The organism is Mycolicibacterium iranicum, from assembly GCF_014190915.1.
GTDB classification, from domain to species: domain Bacteria; phylum Actinomycetota; class Actinomycetes; order Mycobacteriales; family Mycobacteriaceae; genus Mycobacterium; species Mycobacterium iranicum_B.
Genome location: NZ_JACHVU010000001.1, coordinates 351313 through 373702 on the forward strand (window position 1 = coordinate 351313; position 22390 = coordinate 373702).

The window sequence follows — 22390 nt, forward strand, 5'->3', positions numbered from 1 at the left end:
GTTCTCCAGCGCCGCCGAACGGCTTCTTGCGCCGCGATGAACACGGTGACGTCGGTCCCTGCGTGCTGATCGGCGGGTGAGAAGCCCCACCCGTGGCCGCTGCCGCTTGCATGGCGCTGGACACCCTCCGCAGGGGCTCACGCCCAGCGAATGCGGCCTGCAAAAAGGTGCGCGGAGGGCCGTCGGCGCTGTGGAAGAGTCGCCTCATGGGCAACGCCGAGCTGACGACCGGCACTTCCTTGTTCCCCAGGTCGGCCCTGCTGGCGGCGGGTTCAGCCATCGGTGGGTCCGTCGGCGCCGCGTTACTCGGTGGCTACGCGTTCATGCGACGTCTGCCTCCTGGGTTGCAGGATGCCTCTGCCACCCGGTGGATGGCGGTGTCCGGCCTCCTCATCGTCGTCGGCGCAGGCGCCACGATCTGGATCAGCGGCTCGGTTCTGCGCGGCACCGACGCAACCAGGCGGGCGTCCTGGCTCCTCACCGTCGTGATCGCGGCGGCGGCCTACGCCGTCCTGGGGTCACCGGACAGTCTGGCGGCGGCGACGCCCACCGCAGTAGCGCTTTTGCGGCTCTCCTGGGTGGTGATGGCCATCGCGGCGATCCTTCTCGTCGCAGCGGCAGTGTGCGGGGCGGGACACTCGGATGCCACACCTTCCCGGCGACGGCCGACCGTGGCGGCGGCGGTGACGCTGACCCTGGTGCTGACCGTCGTCGGTGGTGGGATCGCCCGCGCGCGAACGGATACGGCCATCACCGCCACACCGTCCGACATCCCTGCCGTGCCGACCGCCGTGGGTACGAACATCGCGTACTCCCTGCCGATCGACGATGCCCGCTCTATCGTCCCGGCCGGCCCGGGGTTCGCGGTACTAGAGGGAGATGCGGTCGCCGGTTACGCCGGCGACACCGGACACCGCCGCTGGCGATTCCCCCTCGACGTGATCGGGGGAGCTTGCGAACCGTCATCGCTGCGGTCCACCGGCACGGCCGCTGATGCAGTGGTCATCGTGCAGTGCCTGCGTGGGACACCCTCGTATTCGTCCACGCGGGCAACCAGGCCCGCTCTGCTCACCGGTATCGATGCGATGACAGGCCGCGTGCTGTGGACCAACGGCGACAACTGGCGGCTGCGGTCGACGACCGTCACCGGAGCGGACGTCGTGCCGGTGCTCCGCGGCGACGACATCGGCTCGCTGGATCCGCATACCGGAAAACTGCGGTGGGTCAAGCACTTCGGCCAAGACGGTTGCGAGGGCAACCTCGTCGGCCTGAGGAACGCGACTCAGGACGTCGTGTACTTTCCCGTCTGCGCCGAGGAGGTCATGCTGCACGTCGTGGACGGCCGCACCGGCGACGAGCGTACGGTCCGGGTGGACCCACCCCAGCCCGGTGTGGAGTTCGACACCGTCGAACTGGCAGCGGCCGCAGGTGACGTCGTCGTCCTCCAAGCCTCCTCCGATGATGATGTGCGGCAGCGTTTCACCGTCGCGGTCGACGTCTCCTCCGGCGACAGCGTCCGCGTTCCCGTCGAGTACCTGTCCACGGACAGGACCTCGTCGGACGCCGGGCACTATCCCGGCGAGGTGCTCCAGCTCACCGACGGCATGGAGGGGACCGCGGTGTATCTGGTCGCGCAGCGCAAGTTTGTCCACACGACGGCCGCGACGCTCGACGACGAGATCCTCGACGGCCAACGCTGGGCGCTCATCGGCGGACAACTCGTCACCGCCACCGCCATGACCGCGAGCTATCGCTCCTTGATGGTGACCGCCGACGAAGACGGCGCTGCCACGGTTCTCTTCTCGCCCTGCGGCGGACGATACGACGGTGGCGTCATACCCGTCCCGGGGGCGGTCCTGGTGGTGTGTGCGATCGAGGACTACCGCAACCCCACCACGTACGAGGTGGTCGGCGTGCGTTAGTGGATACCCACGACCTCGTCGCCGCAGCGGACGAGCAGCGCCCCCGGCGCCAGTGCTGCGAGCGCGGGCGTCTGGGTGGGGGCGCACATCGCCGGCAGCGTGCGCAGGTTGCCTGACGGGTCGATCATGCGCAGGGGCGACAGCGACGGCTCGCCTGGTTTCTTGTCTGCCTCCGCAGCGGTGGACAGGGAGGTGATCCACTCTGCCCCAACGGGAATGACCTGCGGATGGATGGACCACCCTCCGGTGCCGCGGGTATACAGACCGATGGACGTGACTGCCTTCGAAGGGATGTCGAGAATCGACCCGAGCCACCCCTTCCCGGTATCGCCCGGACCGAAGAGCACCACCGACTCCGAATTCGTCAGATAGGCGTTGTGTATGGCCGGCGCGGCGACCAGCAGCCGGCCGGTGTCCAGTGACACCAGAAGATCTGTCGCTTCTCGTGTCGGCTGAACACGGGAGACCTCGATGATCCCGATCGACCCCCTGGCCTCCTTCGGTTCGGCATCACCGAAATTGCGGCGCAGCCCTTCGGCATCGATTCCCAACGCGGACAGGAGGATCTGGTCCCGTTCCTCTCCTGTCTGCGGATCGAGCAAGCGGGCGGCCACGTCCGGTCTCGCGGGATCGCAGACAGGTGCCAGGACCGCGATGTCACCCAGCCGCCAGCTGGCCGAGCAGTCGTCGCGCGCGGCATGTGTCCACAGGTGTGCCCCGGTTCTGGCGGAGAGCGCAGTCTTCCGCTCCGACGAGGCCGACCCGTCCTCGATGAGCAGAACGACATCCGACGACACCTGCAGATACACCTCCCCAGGGCCTGCCAGGTCGTGCCGCCAGAGGTGTTCGCCCGTGGTGGCGTCGATTCCGAGAACTGCCTGCGCCACGTCGAGAACGATGACGCTGTCGGTTCCGGTACCGGCGACGTTCCAGATCTCGACCTCGGGTTCGGCGAGCTGTGAAGTCCATCGCAGGGCCCCGGTGGGGCCGTCGTACGCCTGCACCCGGACGGGGCCGGCCTCCTCACCGCCGACCACGGTCACGAAACCGGGCCCCGCCGCGGCCACCCGGGCGTCGAAGGGAATCCCGCCCGTGCGGTAGACGACCTCCCCGTCGATGACCGTCGGCGTCGGCGCCGGACCGACCGGCTGCGCGAGGGGACCCCGCTCGGAGGGCGGTGGTGACACCGTCTGCGCCACAGACTGATCCGACAGCACCAGGGGAATGACGAGGACTGACGCCGTCACCACGGACAGCACGGCCGTCGCGACGCGGCCCGAGGGCCACCGGAACGTCGGCTCTTCCTGCGGTTCCCGCGGTCGGTGCCCGACGAAAGCGACCAGCGCCGCTGCGGCGACCGCCAGGCACGCGAGCCACCACGCTTCGCGAGCCGGGGCCGTCACGACAGGTCCGTTCACCGCCTGCTGGGCGTAGGCGAGCGCGTCGAACAACTTCTCGGTGCTGCCCCGGTGCAACGACATCACACCGCTGAGCGCCACCACGGCAGGTACCGCGGACGTCAATGCCAGGAAACGGCTCAGTCGTTCCGAGGATCGGCCCAGCGCCCCCCACGGAGCGAGGTAGAGGACAGCGAGCACCCCGCAGGCGCTGACGACGACGGTGGTTCGCCACAGCAGGGCGTCGTGGTCGGTGCCCACATAGGACGCGGCACCGAGCCGCTGCCAGGCGACAACCAGGCAGAGCGCTGAGGCGATGAGCAGTCCGAGGCACAGCCCCGACACGACCACGGACGGCGGCGTCGCGCGGCGCTCTGCGGCTGCCGGTTCCGCCGTGTCGACACTCACCGTCCGAGCCTAACGACGCTTCAAGGTAGGTCGTGACACGTTTTCGGTCAGCGACGACCTGTCTCGCCGAGCGCTACCGCTGCTCGACCCGGTCCGCGTCGGTACGCCCGGCGAGCCGGTCGTCCCATTCGCGCAACACCTCCGGAGCCGTGCGCGCCGTCAGCAGGCTCACCACGATGTACACGAGCAGGCTCGCGCCCAGTCCGTAGTAGATGGGCTCGTTGGCCAGCACGTCGCCGACGACCGCCATGGTGCCCAGCGTCACCACCGTGCCGACACCCATGGACCACAGCGCCCCGGTGCCGGTGGCACGCTTCCAGAGGAAGCCACCCAGGATGGCGACCAGCAGCCCGCCGACGAGGATGTCGTACGCGATCGTGAGCGCCGCGACGACGTCGTTCAGCAGCGCGGCGATCACGATCACCGCGATGCCCAGCACCACCACGTACATGCGGTCCGAGTGCACGTCGTCGCCACCGTCGCGTCGCTGCCCGCGGGCGTCGGCGTTCCCGGTCGCCGCCGGGCGCCCGAACATGCGCTGCAGCAACGGTTTCACGTCGGTGCGGGCCACCGTCGCCGTCGCGATCAACGCCCCCGACGCGGTCGACATCATGGCTGCCACCGCGGCGGCCAGCACCAGACCGCTGATGCCGACGGGCAGGATCGTCTCGGCGATCTGCGCGTAGACATCGTCGCTGACCTCCACATCCGGCAGGAACGTCGACGCGGCCATCCCGATCACCGCGCCGGCGACGCCGTACAGCACGCAGTACAGCGCCGCGGTCGTCCCGCCCCACCGGGCCACCCCCGGCGAGCGTGCGGTGAAGACCCGTTGCCAGATGTCCTGGCCGATGAGCATGCCGAAGCTGTACACCACGAAAAAGGTGATGATCGTGGGCATTCCGATGGCGCCCAGATCGAAGACCGTATCGCCGGCCCGTTCGCGGATGCCGGCGAAACCGCCCGCCTTCGACAGAGTGAACGGCAGCAGCAGCGCGAAGATGCCGATCGTCTTCAGGATGAACTGCACCAAGTCGGTCAGCGTGATGGACCACATGCCGCCGATCGACGAGTACAGCATCACGATGGCCCCGCCGATGATGACCGACACCGTGCGATTGGTGCCGAACAGCACGTTGAACACGGTCGCGTAGGCGATCGTCGACGTCACCGAGAGCATCAAGGTGTAGGCCACCATCACGATCCCGGACGCCGACGTCGCGTCGACCCCGTAGCGCAGACGCAGCATCTGCGCGACCGTGTACACCCTCAGCCGCTGTATCCGGCCCGCGAAGAACAGGCTCAGCGCCAGCAGACCGACCGCGATCGCCACCACCAGCCACATGCCCGAGATCCCGTACGTGTAGCCCAGTCCGACGCCACCCACCGTGGACGCGCCGCCCAGCACGACCGCCGCCATCGTGCCGGTGTACAGCGTGGGTCCCAGTCGCCTGCCCGCGACGAGGAAGTCGGCCGAATTCTTCGTCCTGGTCTTACCCCAGAACCCGAACGCGAGCATCGCCGCGAGATAGACGACGATGATGACGATGTCGAGTGGCTTGCCCATGGTGGGCCTCCTGTTTCAGGTGGGTGCGAACATCTTCAGTAGCGCGGGGAGGACGACGACCGCGGGGCCGCGGGTCGCGAAGGTGCCGGCGATTGCCTCACCGACGGTCTCGAGCGTGGCGCGGTGCGCCGGGATTCCGAAACTCATAGCCAGAGAGGCGAAGTCGGGCCGGGACAACTCGGTGGCGGTGGCCTGGCCGAATGCCCCGGTCATGTACTCGCGCAGGATGCCGTAGCCGCCGTCGTCCACGACCAGCCAGGTGACGTCGGCATCGTGCTGGCGCGCGGTGGCCAGCTCGGCGATCGAATACATCGCCCCGCCGTCACCGGACACCGCGAAGGTGCGGCGCCCCGTGCCGATGGCCGCGGCCACGGCGGCGGGGAACGCGAACCCTAGTCCGCCCGCGCCCTGGGCGGAATGGAACTCGCCCTCCCGGGGATCCCACGCCGACCAGGCCCAGTACCCCGCGATGGTCATGTCCCAGAACGTGTGCGCCGCAGCGGGAACCGCCGAGCGCAGATCGCGCATCAGCTGACGTTCAGCCTTGAGGTCCTGTCCGGCGAGCCGGTCCTCGACAGCGGAACGGAGGTCGCGGGCGACGACGGCACCGGTGCCGGACCGCCGCGTCAGCCTGGTCGCCAGCGCGGACATCGCCAGCGCAGCGTCGGCGTGGATGGCCAGCGCGGGATGGTTGGCTTCCAGCACCCTCCGCTCGGCGTCGACATGGATCAGTCGCCCCCTCGGGGTGAACGAGAAGTAGTTCGACGTCACCTCGCCGATCGCGGTACCGACCGCCAGCAGGACATCGGCATCCTCCAGCAGGGTGGTGGTGTGCCGGTCCTCGATCCACGACGCCGCCGACAGCGGATGGTCGAACGGCAGGGCGCCTTTGCCCCCGACCGTCGAGACGACTGGCGCGTCAAGGGTTTCCGCGAGTTCGCGCAGCGCACCGGAGCCACCGGCCGACCTGCGCACTCCCCCGCCCGCCAGGATCACCGGTCGTTGCGCCGCCTGCAGAAGGTTGGCGGCGGAATCGATCAGCTCCGGACGCGGTGCGCGCGACACCGGTGTCGCGGCGACGGACGTCACGGGCGGGACCGTGGTCGGTTCCTCCAGGACGTCCTGGGGGATCTCCACCCACACCGGGCCGGCGGGCGCCGATTGGGCCAGGGCCCACGCGTCGCTGATCAGCGACGGGATGTCAGCGCAATGGTGCACCTGCGCTGCGCTTTTCGTGACGTTGGTGGCGCTGAGCTTCTGGTCGTCGAGCTGGTGCAGCATGCCGCGTCGCAGACCGAGACCCGCCCGCGGCACCTGGCTGGCGATCACCAGCAGCGGAACGCCGCTGGCATAGGCCTCCTGCAGGGCGCCCAGCGCGGTCAATGCACCCGGGCCCGTCGACAGGAACAGCACTCCCACCTCGCCCGTGGCGCGGGCGTAACCATCGGCGCCGAACGCGGAGTTGTTCTCCACCCGTGAGCTGACGAACGTCAGGTCACTGCGCCGGATCGCGTCGAAGAGCGCCAGCGCGTTCTGCCCCGGAATGCCGAACACATGCGAAACGCCCAGGGCTGTGAGGGTTTCGACGACGACATCGCCGCCGTTGCGTCCCCCGTCGCTCATGTCTGCGCGCGCATCGCCAGCAGCGACATCAAATCGTACGCGACATGCGAGGCGGCGACGCCGGTGATCTCGGCGTGGTCGTAGGCCGGGGACACCTCGACCACGTCCGCCCCGACGAGGTTGAGCCCCTGGAAGCCCCGCAGGATCTCCAGCAGCTCGCGGCTGGTCATGCCGCCGGCCTCCGGGGTCCCGGTGCCGGGCGCATGGGCCGGATCGAGGACGTCGATGTCGATGGACACGTAGACGGGCCGGTTGCCGAGCCGCCCGCGCAGCTTGTCGACGACCTCCCGCACGCCCTGGTAGTACACGTCGGACGATGTCACGATGCCGAAGCCGAAGCGGCGGTCGTCGTCGAGATCCTTCTTGCCGTACAGCGGTCCCCGGGTGCCGACGTGCGACAGCGCCTCGGTGTCGAGGATGCCCTCCTCGACGGCTCGGCGGAACGGGGTGCCGTGGGTGTACTCCGCGCCGAAGTAGGTGTCCCACGTGTCGAGGTGAGCGTCGAAGTGCACCAACGCAACCGGGCCGTGCTTGGCTGCCGCAGCACGCAGCAACGGCAGGGCGATGGTGTGGTCGCCGCCGATGGTGACCAGGCTGGTGTCGCCCTTGGTGAGGTCGACGGCGGCCGCCTCGATGGTCTCGATCGCCTCGTGGATGTTGAACGGGTTGACCGCGATGTCGCCGGCATCGGCGACCTGGGCGATCTCGAACGGCGAGACATCCAATGCCGGGTGGTAGGGCCGCAGCAGTCGCGACGCCTCCCGCACGTGGGTCGGTCCGAACCGGGCGCCGGGACGGTAGGACACCCCGGAGTCGAACGGGACTCCGATGACGGCGACGTCGGCGTGCGGCACCTGATCGAGCCGCGGCAGGCGGGCGAAGGTCGCCGGCCCGGCGAACCGCGGGGTCTTCGACGCATCGACCGGGCCGATGGGCGTGCTCATGCAGTCACTTCCTCTGATGTAGCGGACTTGTCGACGGAGGTGATGGGGATGTCGGCGGGCGGTCCGGACCTCACCAGCCGTGGCCCGTCGGGGCCGAACGCGTCGGCCGGCTCGGGGAACACCGACAGCAGGAGCGGATAGAGCACGGCGGCGACACCGAGTCCCACGGGGATGGACAGGTCGATGCCACCGGCGAGATCGCCGAGCGGACCGACGAATTGGCCGGGCAGGTTGACGAAGCACAGCGACAGCGCCGCGGACAGCAGCCACGCGCCGAGGCCACGCCAGTTCCAGCCGTGCGCGAACCAGTACCGTCCCCCGCGCTGCCTGCGGTTGAACACCTGCAGCGAATCGGAGTCGTACCAGCCGCGCCGGACCAGCCAGCCGATCATCATCACGACCATCCACGGCGCCGTACACGTGACGATCAGCACCGCGAACGTCGAGATGCTCTGCACCACGTTGAACGCGAAGCGACCCACGAAGATGAACAGGATGGCCAGCGCGCCGATGAACACCGTCGCCTGCACGCGGCTGAATCTCGGGAAGACACTGGAGAAGTCGAGACCCGTGCCGTACAGCGCCGTGGTCCCCGTCGACATGCCGCCGATCAACGCGATCAGGCACACCGGCAGGAAGTACCAGCCGGGCGACACCTCCAGCAGCCCGCCGACGTAGTTGCCCTCGTCGATGAACTGCGGCGCGTCGGTGGCGACCACCGCGGCCGTCACCAGCCCGAACAGGAACGGCACCAGGGTCGCGATCTGCGCGCAGAACGCCGCGGCCATGGATTTCCACGCCGGCGTCTCACGCGGGATGTAACGCGCCCAATCTCCCAGGAAGGCACCGAAACTCACCGGGTTCGACATCACGATCAGCGCTGCACCGACGAAGGAGGGCCAGTACAGCGCGTTGGTGGCAGCGTTGGCGTCGGGGCCGTAGATCCCCGCGTAGGAGGGGTCGAACGTGCCGCCGAAGGCCACGATCCCCAGCAGGAACAACAGCGTCGCGGCGACGACGGCGATCTTGTTGACCAGCAACATGAACCGGAACCCGTAGATGCACACCACGAGGACGAGCAACGCGAAGATCCCGTACGCGACCCCGACCGCCCAGTCATTCGGGGCGGCGCTCCGTGCACCGCCGATCGCGCGATTGGCGCCACCGACCAGCACGTCGCCGGAGGTCCACACCGAGATGGAGAAGAATGCGACGGCGGTCAGCAGCGACAGGAACGAGCCGACGACGCGGCCGTGCACGCCGAGGTGCGCGGACGAGGACACCGCGTTGTTCGTGCCGTTCCGCGGACCGAACAGCGACATCGGGGCGAGGATCGCCGCGCCGAGCACGAGGCCGAGCAACGTGGCGAGCAGGGCGTCGCGGAACGACAGCCCGAAGATGATCGGGAAGCTGCCCAGCACGACGGTCGCGATCGTGTTCGCGCCGCCGAACGTCAGCCGGAACAGATCCAGCGGCCGGGCGGTCCGCTCGGCGTCGGGGATCGGCTCGACGCCGTGCACCTCGACCTCGGTCACCTTGGGCGGGGTCGCGACAGGCGCCGTGTCCGCTGGTGTTCTGCCGACCATGGCGCCCTCCAACGTTCGACTGTCGTCCGACTGTGGTGTGCATCACGGTAGGTCGGTCACGCTTGAGCAGCAAGCAGTTCATTCGTTACCGTCACGTTTCTGATCACGAAGTGACGCGTAAAGCTGGAAGGTCCGTCGATAATGGACCCCAGCCGTGTCTGTATAGATCGAAAAGACGCACCGGCCAGGCTGAAAAATCTTCGGCCGATATCACGGGAGGCGGCATGGACGAGCTCGACGAGGCGATCGTGGAGCTTCTCGAGGTCGACGGCCGGCTCACGCATCGCGAGATCGCCCGCAGGGTCGGCCTGTCCCGCTCTGCGGCGGCCGCCCGGGTGCAGCGCCTGCTGGCCAGCGGGCAGGTCGTGATCCGCGGCGCCGTCCATCCGGCGGTGCTGGGACGCCCGGTGCTGGCGCATGTCAGCGTCGTCGTGCACGGCCCCGCCGCGCCGGTGGCCGCCGAGCTCGCCCGCCGCGACGACGTGCCGTTCCTGTCGGTGACCAGCGGGCAGCACGGTCTGGTGGCCGAGATCCGCTCCGCCAGCCCCCGCGACGTGGACCGCGCCGTGTCGGAGCTGCGCGCGCTCCCGGGCGTCTCGGGCGTCGACACCCTCACCTACGTCGAGGTGGTCCGCGACGTCATCGGGCCCGTCGGCGAGGTCGAGACCGCGATAGACCCCACCGACCGTGCGTTGCTGGTGGCACTTCAGACCGACGGGCGGGCGTCCTACGTCGAGCTGGCCGAGCGGGTCGGATTGTCGGCGGCAGGCGCACGACGCCGCGTGGTCCGGTTGGTCGAGGCCAAGGTGGTCCGAATCGGTGCGGTGGTGCGGCATTCCGGACAGGACCGGCAGAGCGCGATGGGGTTCGGTATCCGGCTCGGCGGTGCGCACCAGGACGTCGTCACGGCGCTGACCGGAATGCCGTCGGTCATCTTCGTCGCCCGCACGCTCGGCCGGTTCGACATCCTCGTCACCGTCCGCGCGTTCTCGGCCGCCCAGCTCGTCGACGTGCTGGACACCGTCCGCGCGCTCCCCGATGTGCGCGCGCTGGAGAGCTGGACGCACCTCGACGTCGTCAAGGAGAGCTACGCCTCCGGGCTGGAGGTCACGACTTCTTGACCGACAGCACTCGCTTGCGCAGACCCTTCGTCGCGGTGTCCATCAAACCCGCCGCGCCCTTCTTCACCAGGAAGCCCGGCAACGGCACCGTCGGGTCCACTGTCAGCTTCAACGTCACCTTGGTCTTGTCGCCGTCCGGCGTCAGCGTGTAGCGGCCCTCCTGGGCGCGCTGCTGCTTCGAGCTCACCAGCGTCCAGCTCACCCCGTCGTCATGCACCTCGTAGTCGAGGACCTGCTCGTCGCTGACCCCGACGATCTTGACGACCTGCCGGGCACGCTTGGGCCGTCCGTCGTCGTCGCGCGTGAGGATTTCCACCTCCTGATGGGCCGACGACCAGTCGGGCAGGGTCTCCATGTCGTACAGCACGTCGAGGATCTCGTCTTTGGTCGCCTCGATGACGATTTCGCGCGTTTCGGTGATGGCCATGGCGGAGAGATTGCCAGCTTGCTCAAGATCGAAACTGCAGGGACATCGCGTCGATGCGGCGCAGGGCGATCGCGAGCACGGGAAGGTAGGCGGGCGCCCAGACCGGCGCGCTCATCCATACCCGGCTCCCGTCGTCCAGCGGTTCGACCCCGTGCCGGGTCGCGGGCACCCCGGCGACGTTCCACGCCCAGGTCCGGCCCTGGTCGAGCTCGGAGATCACGAACGGCAGCGGCACCCCCACCGGCGTCCAGACCCGGCCCGTGGCGCCCAGCTCGAAACCCGCGCCGTCGAGCTCGGCCTTGGCGACCGTGGGCCCCCACTTCGGCCACGCGTCAAGGTCGGTGAGGATCTGCCACACGGTGTCGGCCGGTGCTCGGGTTTTTCTGTCTACCGTCCACATCCGGCCTGCATACCCAGGTGCGGGGCCGGGCCAACCTGGCGCACAGCTCGGGTGGACAGGGTGCACCGTGGTTTACGCAGCGGCGCAGGGGCCCGCCGACCCAGAGCGCTAGCTGACCAGCGCCACCGCGAAACCGTCCCAGCCCTTGGCGCCGACCGTCTGGATCGCAGCCGTGTCGAGCCGGGGGTCGGTGCCCATCACGTCGAACATCGCGCGGATCGCCTGCGCCTGCTGATCGTCGGGTCGCGGGTCGAGCACCCGCCCGCTGCGGGCGATGTTGTCGACCACGATGACGGTGCCCGGCCTGCCCAGCCTGATCGCCCACTCGACGTAGGCGACGTTGTTCTCCTTGTCGGCGTCGATGAAGACGAGGTCGAACTGCTCGCCACGCTCCTGCAGACGCGGCAGCGAGTCGAGGGCCGCGCCGGTCAGGATCTCGACGCGTCCGGCCACGCCGGCACGGTCGAGGTTGCGCGCGGCCACGTCGGCGTGGGCAGGGTCGAATTCGAGCGTGACGACCGAGCCGCCGTCACCCACGGCGCGGGCGAGCGCAATGGTGCTGTACCCGGCGAGCGTGCCGATCTCCAGGACACGGCGGGCACCGGCGATGCGGGCCAGCAGCGACAGCATCTTGGCGTGCTGCGCGGACACCTCGATCGGCGGCATGCCCGCGGCGTCGGCGGCCTCCCTGGCGGCCCGCAGCGCCTCGTCTTCGGTGTGCAGGACGCGGGTGAACAGGTCGTCGAGTGCGGCCCAGTCAGGCGATGTCACGGTCCCGACGCTACCCAATGACCTTGCGCAGCCGGGTTCCCCGCCGATACGCCGGCACCATCGGCTCGCGCCCCGGGCCCGCCGGCTCGGAGGTCATCAGCAGCCGGTCACCCTGCGCGACATCCTCGACCGCCTCCTGCGCCGTCTCCGTCACCGCACCCCCTCCTTCGCGTACACGACCCGCAGCACGTGGGCTGCTTCCACGCCCATCACAGCACCGACGAGCTCGCAGTACACGTCGACGAAGACAGGGCCGTGCGGCGGATCGGCGTCGGCGACGTGGTGGGCGATCTCGTGCAGCACCACCAGCTCCCTCAGCGCCCACCCACTCGGGTCGTCGGGCACCGCGATCACGGCGGTGTCCCCGCTGCGCTCGTAGTGTGCTGCCGTCGCGCCGCGCCGCGGACGGACCCGCACCGCGGGCGTCGCCGGCCAGCGCTCCCGGACCGCAGGGTGGGCCAGCACGTCGTCGACGTAGGACTGCACGGAGTGGACCGATCCGAAGCGGGCTTCCGGCGGCAACGTCAGGTGAGTGCCGAAGAACTCGACGACGGGATTGCCCCTCTCGGCCGCCCTGTCGAACATCGTGCGCACGAAACCCTCTGCGGCATAGACCTTGGCGCGCTGCGCGTCCCGCGTCATCGCTCCAGCGCTGACCTCGCTCCGGCCAGTTCCGGATTGCCGCCCAGCCGCGCCCGCCTGCCCGCACGGTCCCCAGCCCGGCGGGCCGCCGACGAGTACCCCGCCGTCGCGCTCGTCGCGCGCCACGTGCCCCGCGCTTTGGAGGTCTCGCGGTAGTAGTCCTTGAGTTCGAGGTCTTTGTTGCGCAAAGCGACCGCTGTACCGGGAATGCTGGCGGGCCCGCTCCTGGCCTCCTGCTGCGCCTGCTCGCGGGCCTCGGCGAGCCGCTGGCCGACGCGGGCGCCGAACGCGAGCTGGAAGTTGATTCGGGCGGTGATCGTCGGGGTCGGTTTGTGCGCCCCCGAGGCGATGTAGTCCTTGGACGCGCGCACCATCTGCATGACCAGGCTGGTGTACAGGGTGTGGCTGGTGTCGATGTCCTCGGCGAAGCCGTAGGCATAGACGAACGTCGAGTTGGAGGCGATGTCGCACTTGACGTCGTTGGCGGCTGCGATCACCACGAAGAGCTGCACGTAGGTGCGCAGCCCCCGCGCACCCGGCTCCCCGATGGTGATGGTGCGCTGCACCGGGGCCTGCGCCGCGGTCCGCTTGTCCGTGTGGCTGCGGGCGACCGCAAGATCGATCGACGTGGCGGTGGCCAGCCGCTGCGCGGCCGCCATGAACGCCTCGGCCTCGTGGGGGTTGTCGGTGCCCTCGGCCTGGCGCAGCAGCGCGGCGATGCGGGCCAGCATCTTCTCGTCGGTACTCATGACTGCGAAGCTAAGCGCCGGGTGTGTCGTGTCATCGTCGCCGAGTATCCCCTATCCCCACAGCCGATTTCATCCACAGGCGAGCCGGTTCATCTCTCGACGAACGCGTCGAGCGCGTCGGTCACCTGTTCGGAGAGCGGGTCGCCGCTGGCGTAGTTGGCGATGTTGTCGGTCGGGTCGTCACGCAGGACGTGGTTCACACCCTTGAGCTGCACCACCGTGAGGTCGGTGTGGCGCAGTTCGTCGACGAGCGGCTGCACCGCCTCGCACCGGGCCTGGCTGTCCGAATCCGAACACGTCAGCAGCACCGGGGTGCCGGCCGGGATCGCGGCGGCCAGCGCCAACGGGTCGATCTTGTCGGCCTCGACGACGGCCTTGATGTTGCCGGGATTCACGATGGAGTTCAGCCCGTCGGGCAGTTTGTCCGAGACGGTGCCTCTGGTGCGGATCTCCTCCACCGCGGACCGCCACGTCGCAACCGTCTCGGGCGAGCCACCCGCCGTCACCCGCTGGGTGATGATGTCCAGATAGCGACCGGGCAGCGGCTGAAACAGGCCGAGCGAGTGGATCTTCGGCGCACCCGGCGTGGTGTCCCCGGCCAGGGTCATGGCGTGGATGGTGCCCTCGCCCAGGGCGTAGACCGAGATCCGCTCGGTGGCGGGACGACCGGCCAGGAACCGCACGGCGGCCTCGGCGCCGGAGGTGTAGACCGCGCTGACGACGTCGGTGGGCCTGGCCGCGAACGGGCCGAGCCCGGTTCGGCCGGTGCCCACCTTGTCGTAGCGCAGGCTGGCCACGCCGCGGTCGGACAGCTGCTCGGCGAGGAGCCGCATGTTGCCGATCGGGCCTGCCACCTGGTTGTCGCCGTTGCGGTCGGTGTTGCCGCTCTCGGAGAGCAGCAGCGCCGCGGGCGCGGGCTGGTCGTCGGCGCGGTGCCGGTAGGTGCCGTGCAGGGTGAGCCCGTCGGCCTCGAACGTTACCTCCTCATCGGCCCAGGTCGCCCGGCCCGAGTTGTCCTCGGACGAGCAGGCCGCGACCAGCAACAGCATCGAGAACACAACGGCAGCAACGGTTCTCACAGCTTCGACTCGATCCACGCGGTCACGTCGTCGAGCACCAGCGCCTTCTCGGGTTCGTTGAACACCTCGTGGTACAGACCCGGGTAGACCTTGAGGTGCACGTCGGCCGACCCGACGAGTTCCACCAGCCGGCGGCTGCCCTCGACCGGGATGAGCTTGTCCCGGTCACCGTGCACCACCAGCAGCGGCGCGGTGATCGCGGCGGCCCGCTGCGGCATCGTCTCGCCCACCTCGATGAGTGCGCGGCCGATGCCGGCGGGCAGCTTGCCGTGGTGCACGAGCGGGTCGTTCTCGTAGGCCGACACCACCTCCGGGTCGCGCGACACCGCGTCGGCGGGGAGGTTCTCGACGGGCAGACCTGGTGCGAGCCGGCCCACCACCTTGGCCAGCAGCACCTTGGCTGCAGGGACGGAGTCCTGGGCATTCACCGCGGGGCCGGACAGCACCATCGCGTCGTAGTCGTCGGGATGCTCCACGCCGTAGGTGAACACGATGCCGCCGCCCATGCTGTGGCCGAGCACGATCAGCGCGAGCCCCGGGTGTTCGGAGCGGGCGATGCCGACGAGGGTGTGGAAGTCGGCGGTGTACTCGGACATGTCGCGCAGATACACGCGCTTGCCGCCGGAGCGGCCGTGCCCGCGGTGGTCGAGCGCATAGGTGAGGAGTCCGGCGTCGGCGAAGCGGGCCGCGACGTGGTCGTAGCGGCGGGCGTGCTCGGCATAGCCGTGGGCGAGGACGACGACGCCGACCGGGCTGACGCCGGTCTCCGGCGCCCACACGTCGTAGACGATCCGGACACCGCCGATGCCGTCGAAACTGCGTTCGGTGTGGGTCGCGGCCATGGCACGGAGACTATCGGGCGAGCCTGGCGGCGGCCCTTCTCGCAGGGCTGTATCTGTCACAGCCGATGCGTAAGCTGCGGTTCATGACCGTCTTGGCTCTCGACAATGCCTCCCCGGGAGGCAGTGATCAGGACGCTTTTCTCGCCGATGCGCAGCGGTACCGGCGCGAACTCCTGGCGCACTGCTACCGGATGACCGGCTCGCTGCACGACGCGGAAGACCTGGTCCAGGAGACCTATCTTCGTGCCTGGAAGTCGTTCGGGAACTTCCAGGGCAAGTCGTCGATACGGACCTGGCTCTACCGGATCGCCACCAACACCTGCCTCACGGCCCTCGACGGGCGCAAGCGACGTCCGCTGCCGACCGGCCTCGGCGGGCCCGCGGCGGATCCGAACGACGACATCACCCCGCGGCACGAGATCGCCTGGCTGGAACCCCTGCCGGAGGCGCCGCGCGAAGACCCGTCCGACCCGTCGGTGATCGCTGAGTCGCGCGAGTCCGTCCGGCTGGCATTCATCGCGGCGCTGCAACACCTGTCGCCACGCCAGCGCGCGGTCCTGGTGCTGCGCGAGGTGCTGCAGTGGAAGGCCGCCGAGGTCGGTGAAGCCATCGGCGCCTCGACCGCCGCAGTCAACAGCCTGCTGCAGCGGGCCCGCGCCCAGCTCGACGAGATCCAGCCGACCCGCGACGACGAACCGGCCACACCGGACTCGCCCGAGGCGGCGGCCATGCTGGCGAAGTACACCGCGGCATTCGAGAACTACGACATGGACGCGCTGGTCGAGCTGTTCACCGCCGACGCGGTGTGGGAGATGCCGCCGTTCGAGGGCTGGTATCGCGGGCCCGCCGACATCGTCACCCTGTCGAAGAACCACTGCCCGGCCGACAAAGCCGGGGACATGCGGTTTCTCACCACCTCGGCCAACGGTCAGCCCGTCGCGGCGCTGTACATGATCAACCCCGACACCGGCCGCCACGAGGCGTTCCAGTTGCACGTGCTCGACATCCGCCCGGGGGGCGTCGCGCATGTGGTGGCCTTCATGGAGCCCTCCCTGTTCGCGAAGTTCGGCCTGCCCGACGCGCTCTAGGGTCCTCAGCCGCCGGGCTTGGTGGCGCGCAGGCGTCCGAGCACCGCGGCGATGGCAGCCCCGAACGCGTGCTGCTCGGCGCTGGACAGTCCGTCGAACACCACACTGCGCACCAGGTCCACGTGACCGGGTGCGGCAGTCTGCAGGGCGGCCAGTCCCGCGTCGGTGAGGGCCACGGTCGCGCCGCGGCGGTCGTCGTCGTCGCCTTCCCGTTCCACCAGTCCCCGGCCCCGCATCCGCCGTAGCTGGTGGGACACGCGGCTCTGCTCCCAGCCGATGTGGTCGCCGAGCTCGTTGATGCGCATCGGTCCGTTCTCCGACAGCGCGACGAGGACGTCGTAATCCGACAACGACAGCTCGCAGTCCTGTTGGAGTTGCCGGTGCATCGCGGTGTGCAGCTTGCTGGCCATCGCCAGGTAGTTGCGCCAGATCTGCTGCTGCTCGTCGCTGAGCCACTCCATGTACCCACCTTAGTCGCGGAATACATGACGTATCATCCATGTTGTCGGCAGTACGACAGCCACCTAGGCTGGCGAAGACTCTTCAAGGAGTGATCGCATGACCAGCACCCAGAGCATCGTCGACGTTCGCCGCGCACAGGATCGCGCCACGACGAAGATCGCGTGGCTGGACTCGAAGCATTCGTTCGCGTTCGGCAGCCACTACGAACCCGACAACACCCATCACGGCCTGTTGCTGGTCAACAATGACGACCGGGTGGCGCCGGCTGCCGGTTTCGACACCCACCCGCACCGGGACATGGAGATCGTCACCTGGGTGCTGCGCGGTTCCCTCGTCCACCAGGATTCGACCGGGCATTCCGGCGTCATCTATCCCGGCCTCGCCCAGCGCATGTCGGCCGGGCGCGGAATCCTGCATTCGGAGAAGAACGACTCCTGGACACTGACCGGCGAGCAATCCCACAGCGAGCCAGTGCATTTCGTGCAGATGTGGGTCGTGCCCGACGAATCGGGGATCACCCCGGGCTACCAGCAGCTGGAGATCGGCGACGAACTGCTGCGCGGCAACCTCGTCACAATCGCCTCGGGCATGCCCGAGCACCGCGACGCCACCGCGATCAGCATCCAGAACCGCTATGCCGCACTGCACGGGGCCCGCCTGGAACCGGGGCAGAGCGTGCAGCTTCCCGAAGCCCCGTACCTGCACCTGTTCGTGCCGCGGGGAGATGTCGTCCTGGAAAACGCGGGCGCATTGCACGAGGGCGACGCCGTGCGCTTCACCGCATCCGGCGGCCAGCGCGTCACGGCCACCGCGCCCGCCGAAATCCTCGTCTGGGAGATGCATGCGGGACTTGCTGCGGCATAACCGAATCGGTGTCCTCGTCCTGACCGCCGGGCTGGCTGCCGGGTGCGCCGGCGAGCCGGCGCCGGGACCGGCATCTGGGTCCTCCTCGTCACCGACGACCACAGCCGCGTCACCGACGACCACAGCCGCGGCGCCGGCGGCCGGCGCGGCGACCGTGACCGTCGAGGTCCCCGCGGACCGTGCCGACGCACCGTTCGACCAACCCCGCGAGGCGGTGGTGCCGCAGGGCTGGACGCTGTCGGTATGGGCACGGACGTCGCGGCCGCGGCTGGCTGTGTGGTCGCCGGACGGGAGCCTGCTGGTGTCGGTGCCCAGCAGCGGACGGGTGCTGCGGTTCACCCCACGAGGCGACGGTCCACCCGAGGAGTCGGTGCTGCTCGACGGTCTCGACGAACCACACGGCCTGGCATTCGACGGTGCCACGCTCTATGTCGCACAGAGCGACCAGGTCGACGCCTATGAGTACTCGGCGGGCGCGGCCCGCACACCGCGGGTGGTCGCGGGCGGGTTGCCCGATGACCGCAGCCCGGACCTACGAGGCGCGTACTCCCACGTCCTGAAGAGCGTCGCGGTCGGTCCTGACGGTGCCGTGTACTTCTCGATTGGTTCCACGGGAAACATCTCCGAACAGGACCGGACCGCCACACCGCCGCGGGCCACCGTCATGCGGGTGCCGCCCGGAGGCGGGCCCGCTGCGCCGTTCGCGACCGGGGTACGCAACGGCACCGGTCTGGCCGTCGCCCCGGACGGGTCGCTGTGGACCGCGAACAACGGACGAGACAACGTGCCGTTCCCCGAGCCCGGGCCGGACTACGGCCGGGTCCTCCCGGAGTACGTGGGGGACAACCCGCCCGAGCAGATCGCGAAACTCACCCCGGGCCGCGAACTGGGCTGGCCGTACTGCAACAGCACCGGCGGACCTGCGGATTCGACGTTCGTCCGGGACGCGCAGACTAATCCGGACGGCGCCGAGATGGACTGCGCAGCGTTGCCGCCGGTCGAACAGACCATGGGCGCCCACTCGGCGCCGCTGGGACTGACCTTCGTCGACGGCGCGCTGCCGGCCCCCTACTCCCAGGGGGCGCTGATCGGGGTGCACGGATCGTGGAACCGCCAGCCACCGCGCGCCCCTGAGGTGTCGTTCTATCCGTGGCAGAACGGTCGCCTCGGAGACCAGCAGACCCTGGTCGGCGGATTCCAGGGCGAGGACGGTTCGCGGTGGGGCCGCCCGGTCGCGGCCGTCGCCGGTCCGGACGGCGCGGTCTACATCACCGATGACGCCGCGGATGCGATCTACCGTCTCGCCCCACCGGGCTAGCCCGTCGCGGTCACCAGCTTGTTCAGCACCGTGGCCATCTGCCTCTCGGTCTCACCGGCCCGCTTCTCGAATACCAGCTTCATCACGGGGTTCAGCAGGCGCGCACTGCCGTGCATCTCGAGGTCGGCTTCGTAGGTGATCGTCGAACCGGAACCTTCGGGTTCGACCGTGATCGTGTCGACCGTCCTCGACGACTGGTTCTCCCCGATGAACACCACCCGGCTGTCGGTGAGTTCTTCGAGTTTGTAGGTCAGCTCGGAGGTCCGGCCGAGGACCTTCGAGACGTTGTGCCAGAACGCACCCTCAGCAACGGGACCGCTGTCGATGCGTTCACAGCTGCGGGTTCCGGGATTCCACTGCTCGGCGTGCTCGAAGTCCTTCAGGTACTCGACGACGACCGCCGGCGGGGTGCTGACGGAGAAAGTGCGACACACGGTGGGCATGAATCGTGGTTACCCGCTCAGGACCGACCTCACCCCCCGCGCAGGCAGACCCGTGCGCGTTTCCACTCCTGTCGCGACGCCGCCAGCAAAGCGCGCAGCGACCAGGTCGGAATCATCCTGTGATGCCACTGTGACGAAAGTTGACAGTGAGTCTGCTGGGATTAGGGTGGACACGCCTCACCCGATTCCGCGATAGGAGCCGCCCGTGCCGACTCCGACCGCAAACTTCCGGCGCGCCCTGACCGGGGTGGTCCTCGCCGCCGTCCTGGCGACATCCACCGGCGCCCCGACGGCACAGGCGGCGAGCGCGCGGGAGCTGCTCGCCGCCGCGATCGCCAACACCAAGGGCTCCTACCTCGTCTACAACTTCGGGGGCGGATTCCCGGCGCCGATGCTCGATGCCGGCGGCAACTGGTACGAGATGAACAGCGGCGGCCGGCTGATGATCATCAAGTCCGCCTCGCAACGGCTGGCCCCGCGCCTGCTCGCGGACTCGCACACCGGATACCAGGCACGCTGCGAGAGCGATCCGCGGGCGCGCACCGGCGAAGGGCTGTGGCAGGCGTCCGAGATCTATCCGCCGCTGCAGGCCTGGCAGGCGCTCGGGCAGCCGACGATCGCGATCAACGCGAACTTCTTCGACGTCCGTGGGCAGCAGGGCGGGTCCTGGAAGACGACGGGCTGCAGCTCTCCGCTCGGCGCCTACGTCGACAACACCCGCAACCTCGGCCGCACCAACGCCGCCGTGACGGGCACGCTCGCCTATGCGGGCAAGCAGGGACTCTCCGGCGGGGACGAGAACTGGATGGCGCTGTCGACGATGATCCTGCCGGTGCAGGGTGCGCCGTTCGTGGTGGCGCCGAGCAGCGACACCGACTACGACGCCGCGACCCCGGTCATCGCCGGCCTGCTCGACGAGGGCACCCGCTTCGTCGCGGTGGCGGGGCTCGGGCTCCTCTCACCCGGGGACACCGGCCAGCTCAACGATCCCGGGCCCAGCGCGGCGCGAACGGCGCTGGCGTACGTGAAGGACCGGGACGAGATGTATGTGTTCCAGGGCGGCAGCTACACCCCGGACCAGATCCAGGACCTGTTCCGGGGCCTGGGCAGCGACACCGCGGTGCTCCTCGACGGGGGCGGATCGTCGGCCATCGTCCTGCGCCGCGACACCGGCGGCATGTGGGCGGGCGCTGGTTCGCCCCGCGGCTCGTGCGACACGATGGCGGTGCTGTGTGATTCGCGCGAGCGCGCGCAACCCGCCTGGCTCGCCTTCAACTAGCGCGCCCTGTCAGACCCCGCACGCGCTGAGCGCGGCATCCCGGGTCTGCGACAGATAGCCGCGGCCGAACAGCGCGACGTGGGCCAGCAGCGGGTAGAGCTGATGCAGCGCGATGCGCTCACGCCACTCGGCGTGCAGCTGGTGCCGGGACTGGTACCCGTCGAGCACCGCATCCAGGTGCGGGCATCCGAAGAGCGCCAGCATGGCCAGATCCGTCTCCCGGTGACCGCCGTGTGCGGCGGGATCGATCAGCACCACTCCCCCGGGCGACCACAGGACATTGCCGCTCCACAGATCGCCGTGAATCCGGGCCGGTGGCTCCCCGTCGTCGAAATCCCCTGCGCGACAACGCTCCCTGACGCACTCGACGGCCTCCGCGGTGGCGCCGTCCAGCCCGGCGCACGCAGCCATCGGACCCAGGCGGTGCTCGGCGTAGAACACACCCCAGGATTGCTCGTGGCTGTAGGCCATCGGCAGCGGTTGCCGCAGCGGACCGAAGAACCCCGGGCCGGCCCACCCTGCCGGCGGGGCGCCGAACCCGTCCGCCCCCGCGTCATGGGTGCGGGCCAACCGGGCACCGAACTCGCGGGCGGCCTCGCGGGTCGGCGCGCCCGTTTCGACCCGCTCCAGGGTCAGCGACCCGTCGTCGACAGCGTGCACACGGGCGCACGGCACGCCACCCTCGGCGGCGGCCAGCCACGCCAGGCCGGCCGCCTCGCAGGCGAAGAAGCCGTTCGGCGCGTGGCCATTTCGTTTGACGAACGGCACCGCGTCAGCTTTCGCCGCCACGGCCGAACCAGAAGATCGCGGCACTGACGGCGATGACGAGAGCGGCCAGTCCGATGATCGGCGCGACCGTGAAGCGGGTCAGCGTGGCACCCACGACGGCCCCCGCGCACATCGTCAGCACCACGCCGTAGCGCAGCTTCTCGCGGTCGCCCGTGCCGCCGGCCAGCCTGCTGTCGAAACCGATGCCGACGATCGTGGACGTGAGCACCGTGGTGGACAGCTCCTGTATCCCGAACTGGCGCGCCGTCGCGTTCTGGCTACCGAAAGCCACTGCGAGACCGCAGATCAGGATGAGCTTCGTGTTGTCGTGGTAGTGCAGCACACCGGCGCCGGCCAGGATCGCCAGCACCACGAGGATCGCGACCTCGATGCCCAGGGCCGTCACCAGCCACACCCGCACCCGGCGGTCGAGGTGGCGCGACAGCCTGCCGCCGATGATCGTGCCGACGACGAACCCGGCGAACGCCACCACCGCGGCGGTGAGGTCGACGCCCGAATGCGGTACGAACCAGAACCCGAGGAAGATGACGTTGCCCGTCATGTTCGCGACGAACACGTGGCCGAGCACCAGCACGCTGACGGCGTCGATCAGACCGGTGGTGAACGTCAGCAGGAGCAGGGCTGTGACCGTCTGCCGTCGGGATACCGGCGAGGGGATGCCCACGGCGG

23 protein-coding genes are annotated in these 22390 nt (G+C 69.4%); 6 read left to right on the top strand and 17 right to left on the bottom strand.

What is annotated here, in order from left to right; all coding sequences use genetic code 11:
- Positions 1-206: 206 nt before the first annotated feature.
- Positions 207-1922, top strand: coding sequence for a PQQ-binding-like beta-propeller repeat protein (locus FHR72_RS01590; RefSeq protein ID WP_183466145.1), 1716 nt, complete (start codon positions 207-209; stop codon positions 1920-1922).
- On the opposite strand, the gene FHR72_RS01595 is transcribed toward FHR72_RS01590, so the two are convergent.
- From FHR72_RS01595 to FHR72_RS01615, 5 genes are all read right to left on the bottom strand, one after another.
- Positions 1919-3727 carry a BamB-related PQQ repeat family beta-propellar protein gene (locus tag FHR72_RS01595; RefSeq protein WP_183466146.1) on the bottom strand — a complete coding sequence of 603 codons (1809 nt, stop codon included), beginning with the start codon at positions 3725-3727 and terminating at the stop codon, positions 1919-1921. The genes FHR72_RS01590 and FHR72_RS01595 overlap by 4 nt on opposite strands.
- Before the next feature lie 73 nt (positions 3728-3800).
- Positions 3801-5294 (bottom strand): sodium:solute symporter family protein, encoded by a 1494-nt coding sequence (locus tag FHR72_RS01600; RefSeq protein ID WP_183466147.1) that lies wholly within the window; start codon positions 5292-5294, stop codon positions 3801-3803.
- Between the two features lie 15 nt (positions 5295-5309).
- Positions 5310-6917 (bottom strand): thiamine pyrophosphate-binding protein, encoded by a 1608-nt coding sequence (locus tag FHR72_RS01605; protein WP_183466148.1) that lies wholly within the window; start codon positions 6915-6917, stop codon positions 5310-5312.
- Positions 6914-7861: an agmatinase gene (gene speB, locus FHR72_RS01610; protein ID WP_183466149.1), complete on the bottom strand. Its 948-nt coding sequence runs from the start codon at positions 7859-7861 to the stop codon at positions 6914-6916. Before speB ends, FHR72_RS01605 begins: the two co-directional genes overlap by 4 nt.
- Positions 7858-9396, bottom strand: coding sequence for a purine-cytosine permease family protein (locus FHR72_RS01615; RefSeq protein ID WP_311736020.1), 1539 nt, complete (start codon positions 9394-9396; stop codon positions 7858-7860). The genes speB and FHR72_RS01615 overlap by 4 nt, the downstream gene beginning before the upstream one ends.
- Before the next feature lie 275 nt (positions 9397-9671).
- Here FHR72_RS01615 and FHR72_RS01620 point away from each other — a divergent pair, with 275 nt between their 5' ends.
- On the top strand, positions 9672-10568 hold the full coding sequence (locus tag FHR72_RS01620) for an Lrp/AsnC family transcriptional regulator (protein WP_183466151.1): 897 nt from the start codon (positions 9672-9674) through the stop codon (positions 10566-10568).
- On the opposite strand, the gene FHR72_RS01625 is transcribed toward FHR72_RS01620, so the two are convergent.
- From FHR72_RS01625 to FHR72_RS01660, 8 genes are all read right to left on the bottom strand, one after another.
- Entirely contained in the window at positions 10555-10995 is a 441-nt protein-coding gene (locus tag FHR72_RS01625; RefSeq protein ID WP_183466152.1) for an SRPBCC family protein, read from the bottom strand. The two genes, FHR72_RS01620 and FHR72_RS01625, sit on opposite strands and share 14 nt — an antisense overlap.
- Positions 10996-11017: 22 nt before the next feature.
- Entirely contained in the window at positions 11018-11395 is a 378-nt protein-coding gene (locus FHR72_RS01630) for an SRPBCC family protein (protein WP_183466153.1), read from the bottom strand.
- 108 nt (positions 11396-11503) lie between these two features.
- Complete coding sequence (locus FHR72_RS01635) at positions 11504-12166, bottom strand: O-methyltransferase (RefSeq protein WP_183466154.1); 663 nt, start codon at positions 12164-12166, stop codon at positions 11504-11506.
- A 10-nt stretch (positions 12167-12176) separates the two neighbouring features.
- The gene (locus tag FHR72_RS01640; RefSeq protein WP_183466155.1) at positions 12177-12320 is read right to left on the bottom strand and encodes a hypothetical protein; all 144 of its coding nucleotides are present in this window, start codon (positions 12318-12320) and stop codon (positions 12177-12179) included.
- Positions 12317-12808: a TIGR04338 family metallohydrolase gene (locus FHR72_RS01645; protein ID WP_183466156.1), complete on the bottom strand. Its 492-nt coding sequence runs from the start codon at positions 12806-12808 to the stop codon at positions 12317-12319. The genes FHR72_RS01640 and FHR72_RS01645 overlap by 4 nt, the downstream gene beginning before the upstream one ends.
- On the bottom strand, positions 12805-13557 hold the full coding sequence (locus FHR72_RS01650; RefSeq protein ID WP_183466157.1) for a DUF2786 domain-containing protein: 753 nt from the start codon (positions 13555-13557) through the stop codon (positions 12805-12807). The genes FHR72_RS01645 and FHR72_RS01650 overlap by 4 nt, the downstream gene beginning before the upstream one ends.
- 89 nt (positions 13558-13646) lie before the next feature.
- On the bottom strand, positions 13647-14606 hold the full coding sequence (locus FHR72_RS01655; RefSeq protein WP_221192975.1) for a hypothetical protein: 960 nt from the start codon (positions 14604-14606) through the stop codon (positions 13647-13649).
- 26 nt (positions 14607-14632) lie between these two features.
- Positions 14633-15478: an alpha/beta hydrolase gene (locus tag FHR72_RS01660; protein ID WP_183466159.1), complete on the bottom strand. Its 846-nt coding sequence runs from the start codon at positions 15476-15478 to the stop codon at positions 14633-14635.
- A gap of 53 nt (positions 15479-15531) precedes the next feature.
- Here FHR72_RS01660 and FHR72_RS01665 point away from each other — a divergent pair, with 53 nt between their 5' ends.
- On the top strand, positions 15532-16566 hold the full coding sequence (locus FHR72_RS01665; RefSeq protein WP_183466570.1) for a sigma-70 family RNA polymerase sigma factor: 1035 nt from the start codon (positions 15532-15534) through the stop codon (positions 16564-16566).
- Positions 16567-16571: 5 nt separating this feature from the next.
- Here FHR72_RS01665 and FHR72_RS01670 read toward each other — a convergent pair whose 3' ends face one another.
- Positions 16572-17027: a MarR family winged helix-turn-helix transcriptional regulator gene (locus FHR72_RS01670; RefSeq protein ID WP_183466160.1), complete on the bottom strand. Its 456-nt coding sequence runs from the start codon at positions 17025-17027 to the stop codon at positions 16572-16574.
- 97 nt (positions 17028-17124) lie between these two features.
- Here FHR72_RS01670 and FHR72_RS01675 point away from each other — a divergent pair, with 97 nt between their 5' ends.
- Together FHR72_RS01675 and FHR72_RS01680 are read left to right on the top strand one after the other, a co-directional pair.
- Positions 17125-17892, top strand: a complete 768-nt coding sequence (locus FHR72_RS01675) for a pirin family protein (protein WP_183466161.1) — start codon at positions 17125-17127, stop codon at positions 17890-17892.
- Positions 17870-19210, top strand: coding sequence for a PQQ-dependent sugar dehydrogenase (locus FHR72_RS01680; RefSeq protein ID WP_183466162.1), 1341 nt, complete (start codon positions 17870-17872; stop codon positions 19208-19210). The genes FHR72_RS01675 and FHR72_RS01680 overlap by 23 nt, the downstream gene beginning before the upstream one ends.
- On the opposite strand, the gene FHR72_RS01685 is transcribed toward FHR72_RS01680, so the two are convergent.
- Positions 19207-19653: an SRPBCC family protein gene (locus FHR72_RS01685; protein ID WP_183466163.1), complete on the bottom strand. Its 447-nt coding sequence runs from the start codon at positions 19651-19653 to the stop codon at positions 19207-19209. The genes FHR72_RS01680 and FHR72_RS01685 overlap by 4 nt on opposite strands.
- A 205-nt stretch (positions 19654-19858) precedes the next feature.
- On the opposite strand from FHR72_RS01685, the gene FHR72_RS01690 reads away from it, so the two are divergent.
- A complete protein-coding gene (locus FHR72_RS01690; RefSeq protein ID WP_183466164.1) occupies positions 19859-20932 on the top strand; it encodes a phosphodiester glycosidase family protein in 1074 nt (357 codons plus the stop codon).
- Positions 20933-20941: 9 nt separating this feature from the next.
- On the opposite strand, the gene FHR72_RS01695 is transcribed toward FHR72_RS01690, so the two are convergent.
- Together FHR72_RS01695 and FHR72_RS01700 are read right to left on the bottom strand one after the other, a co-directional pair.
- Positions 20942-21721 carry a fructosamine kinase family protein gene (locus FHR72_RS01695; RefSeq protein ID WP_311736021.1) on the bottom strand — a complete coding sequence of 260 codons (780 nt, stop codon included), beginning with the start codon at positions 21719-21721 and terminating at the stop codon, positions 20942-20944.
- Positions 21705-22385 (bottom strand): YoaK family protein, encoded by a 681-nt coding sequence (locus FHR72_RS01700; RefSeq protein WP_183466165.1) that lies wholly within the window; start codon positions 22383-22385, stop codon positions 21705-21707. Before FHR72_RS01700 ends, FHR72_RS01695 begins: the two co-directional genes overlap by 17 nt.
- Positions 22386-22390 lie beyond the last annotated feature (5 nt).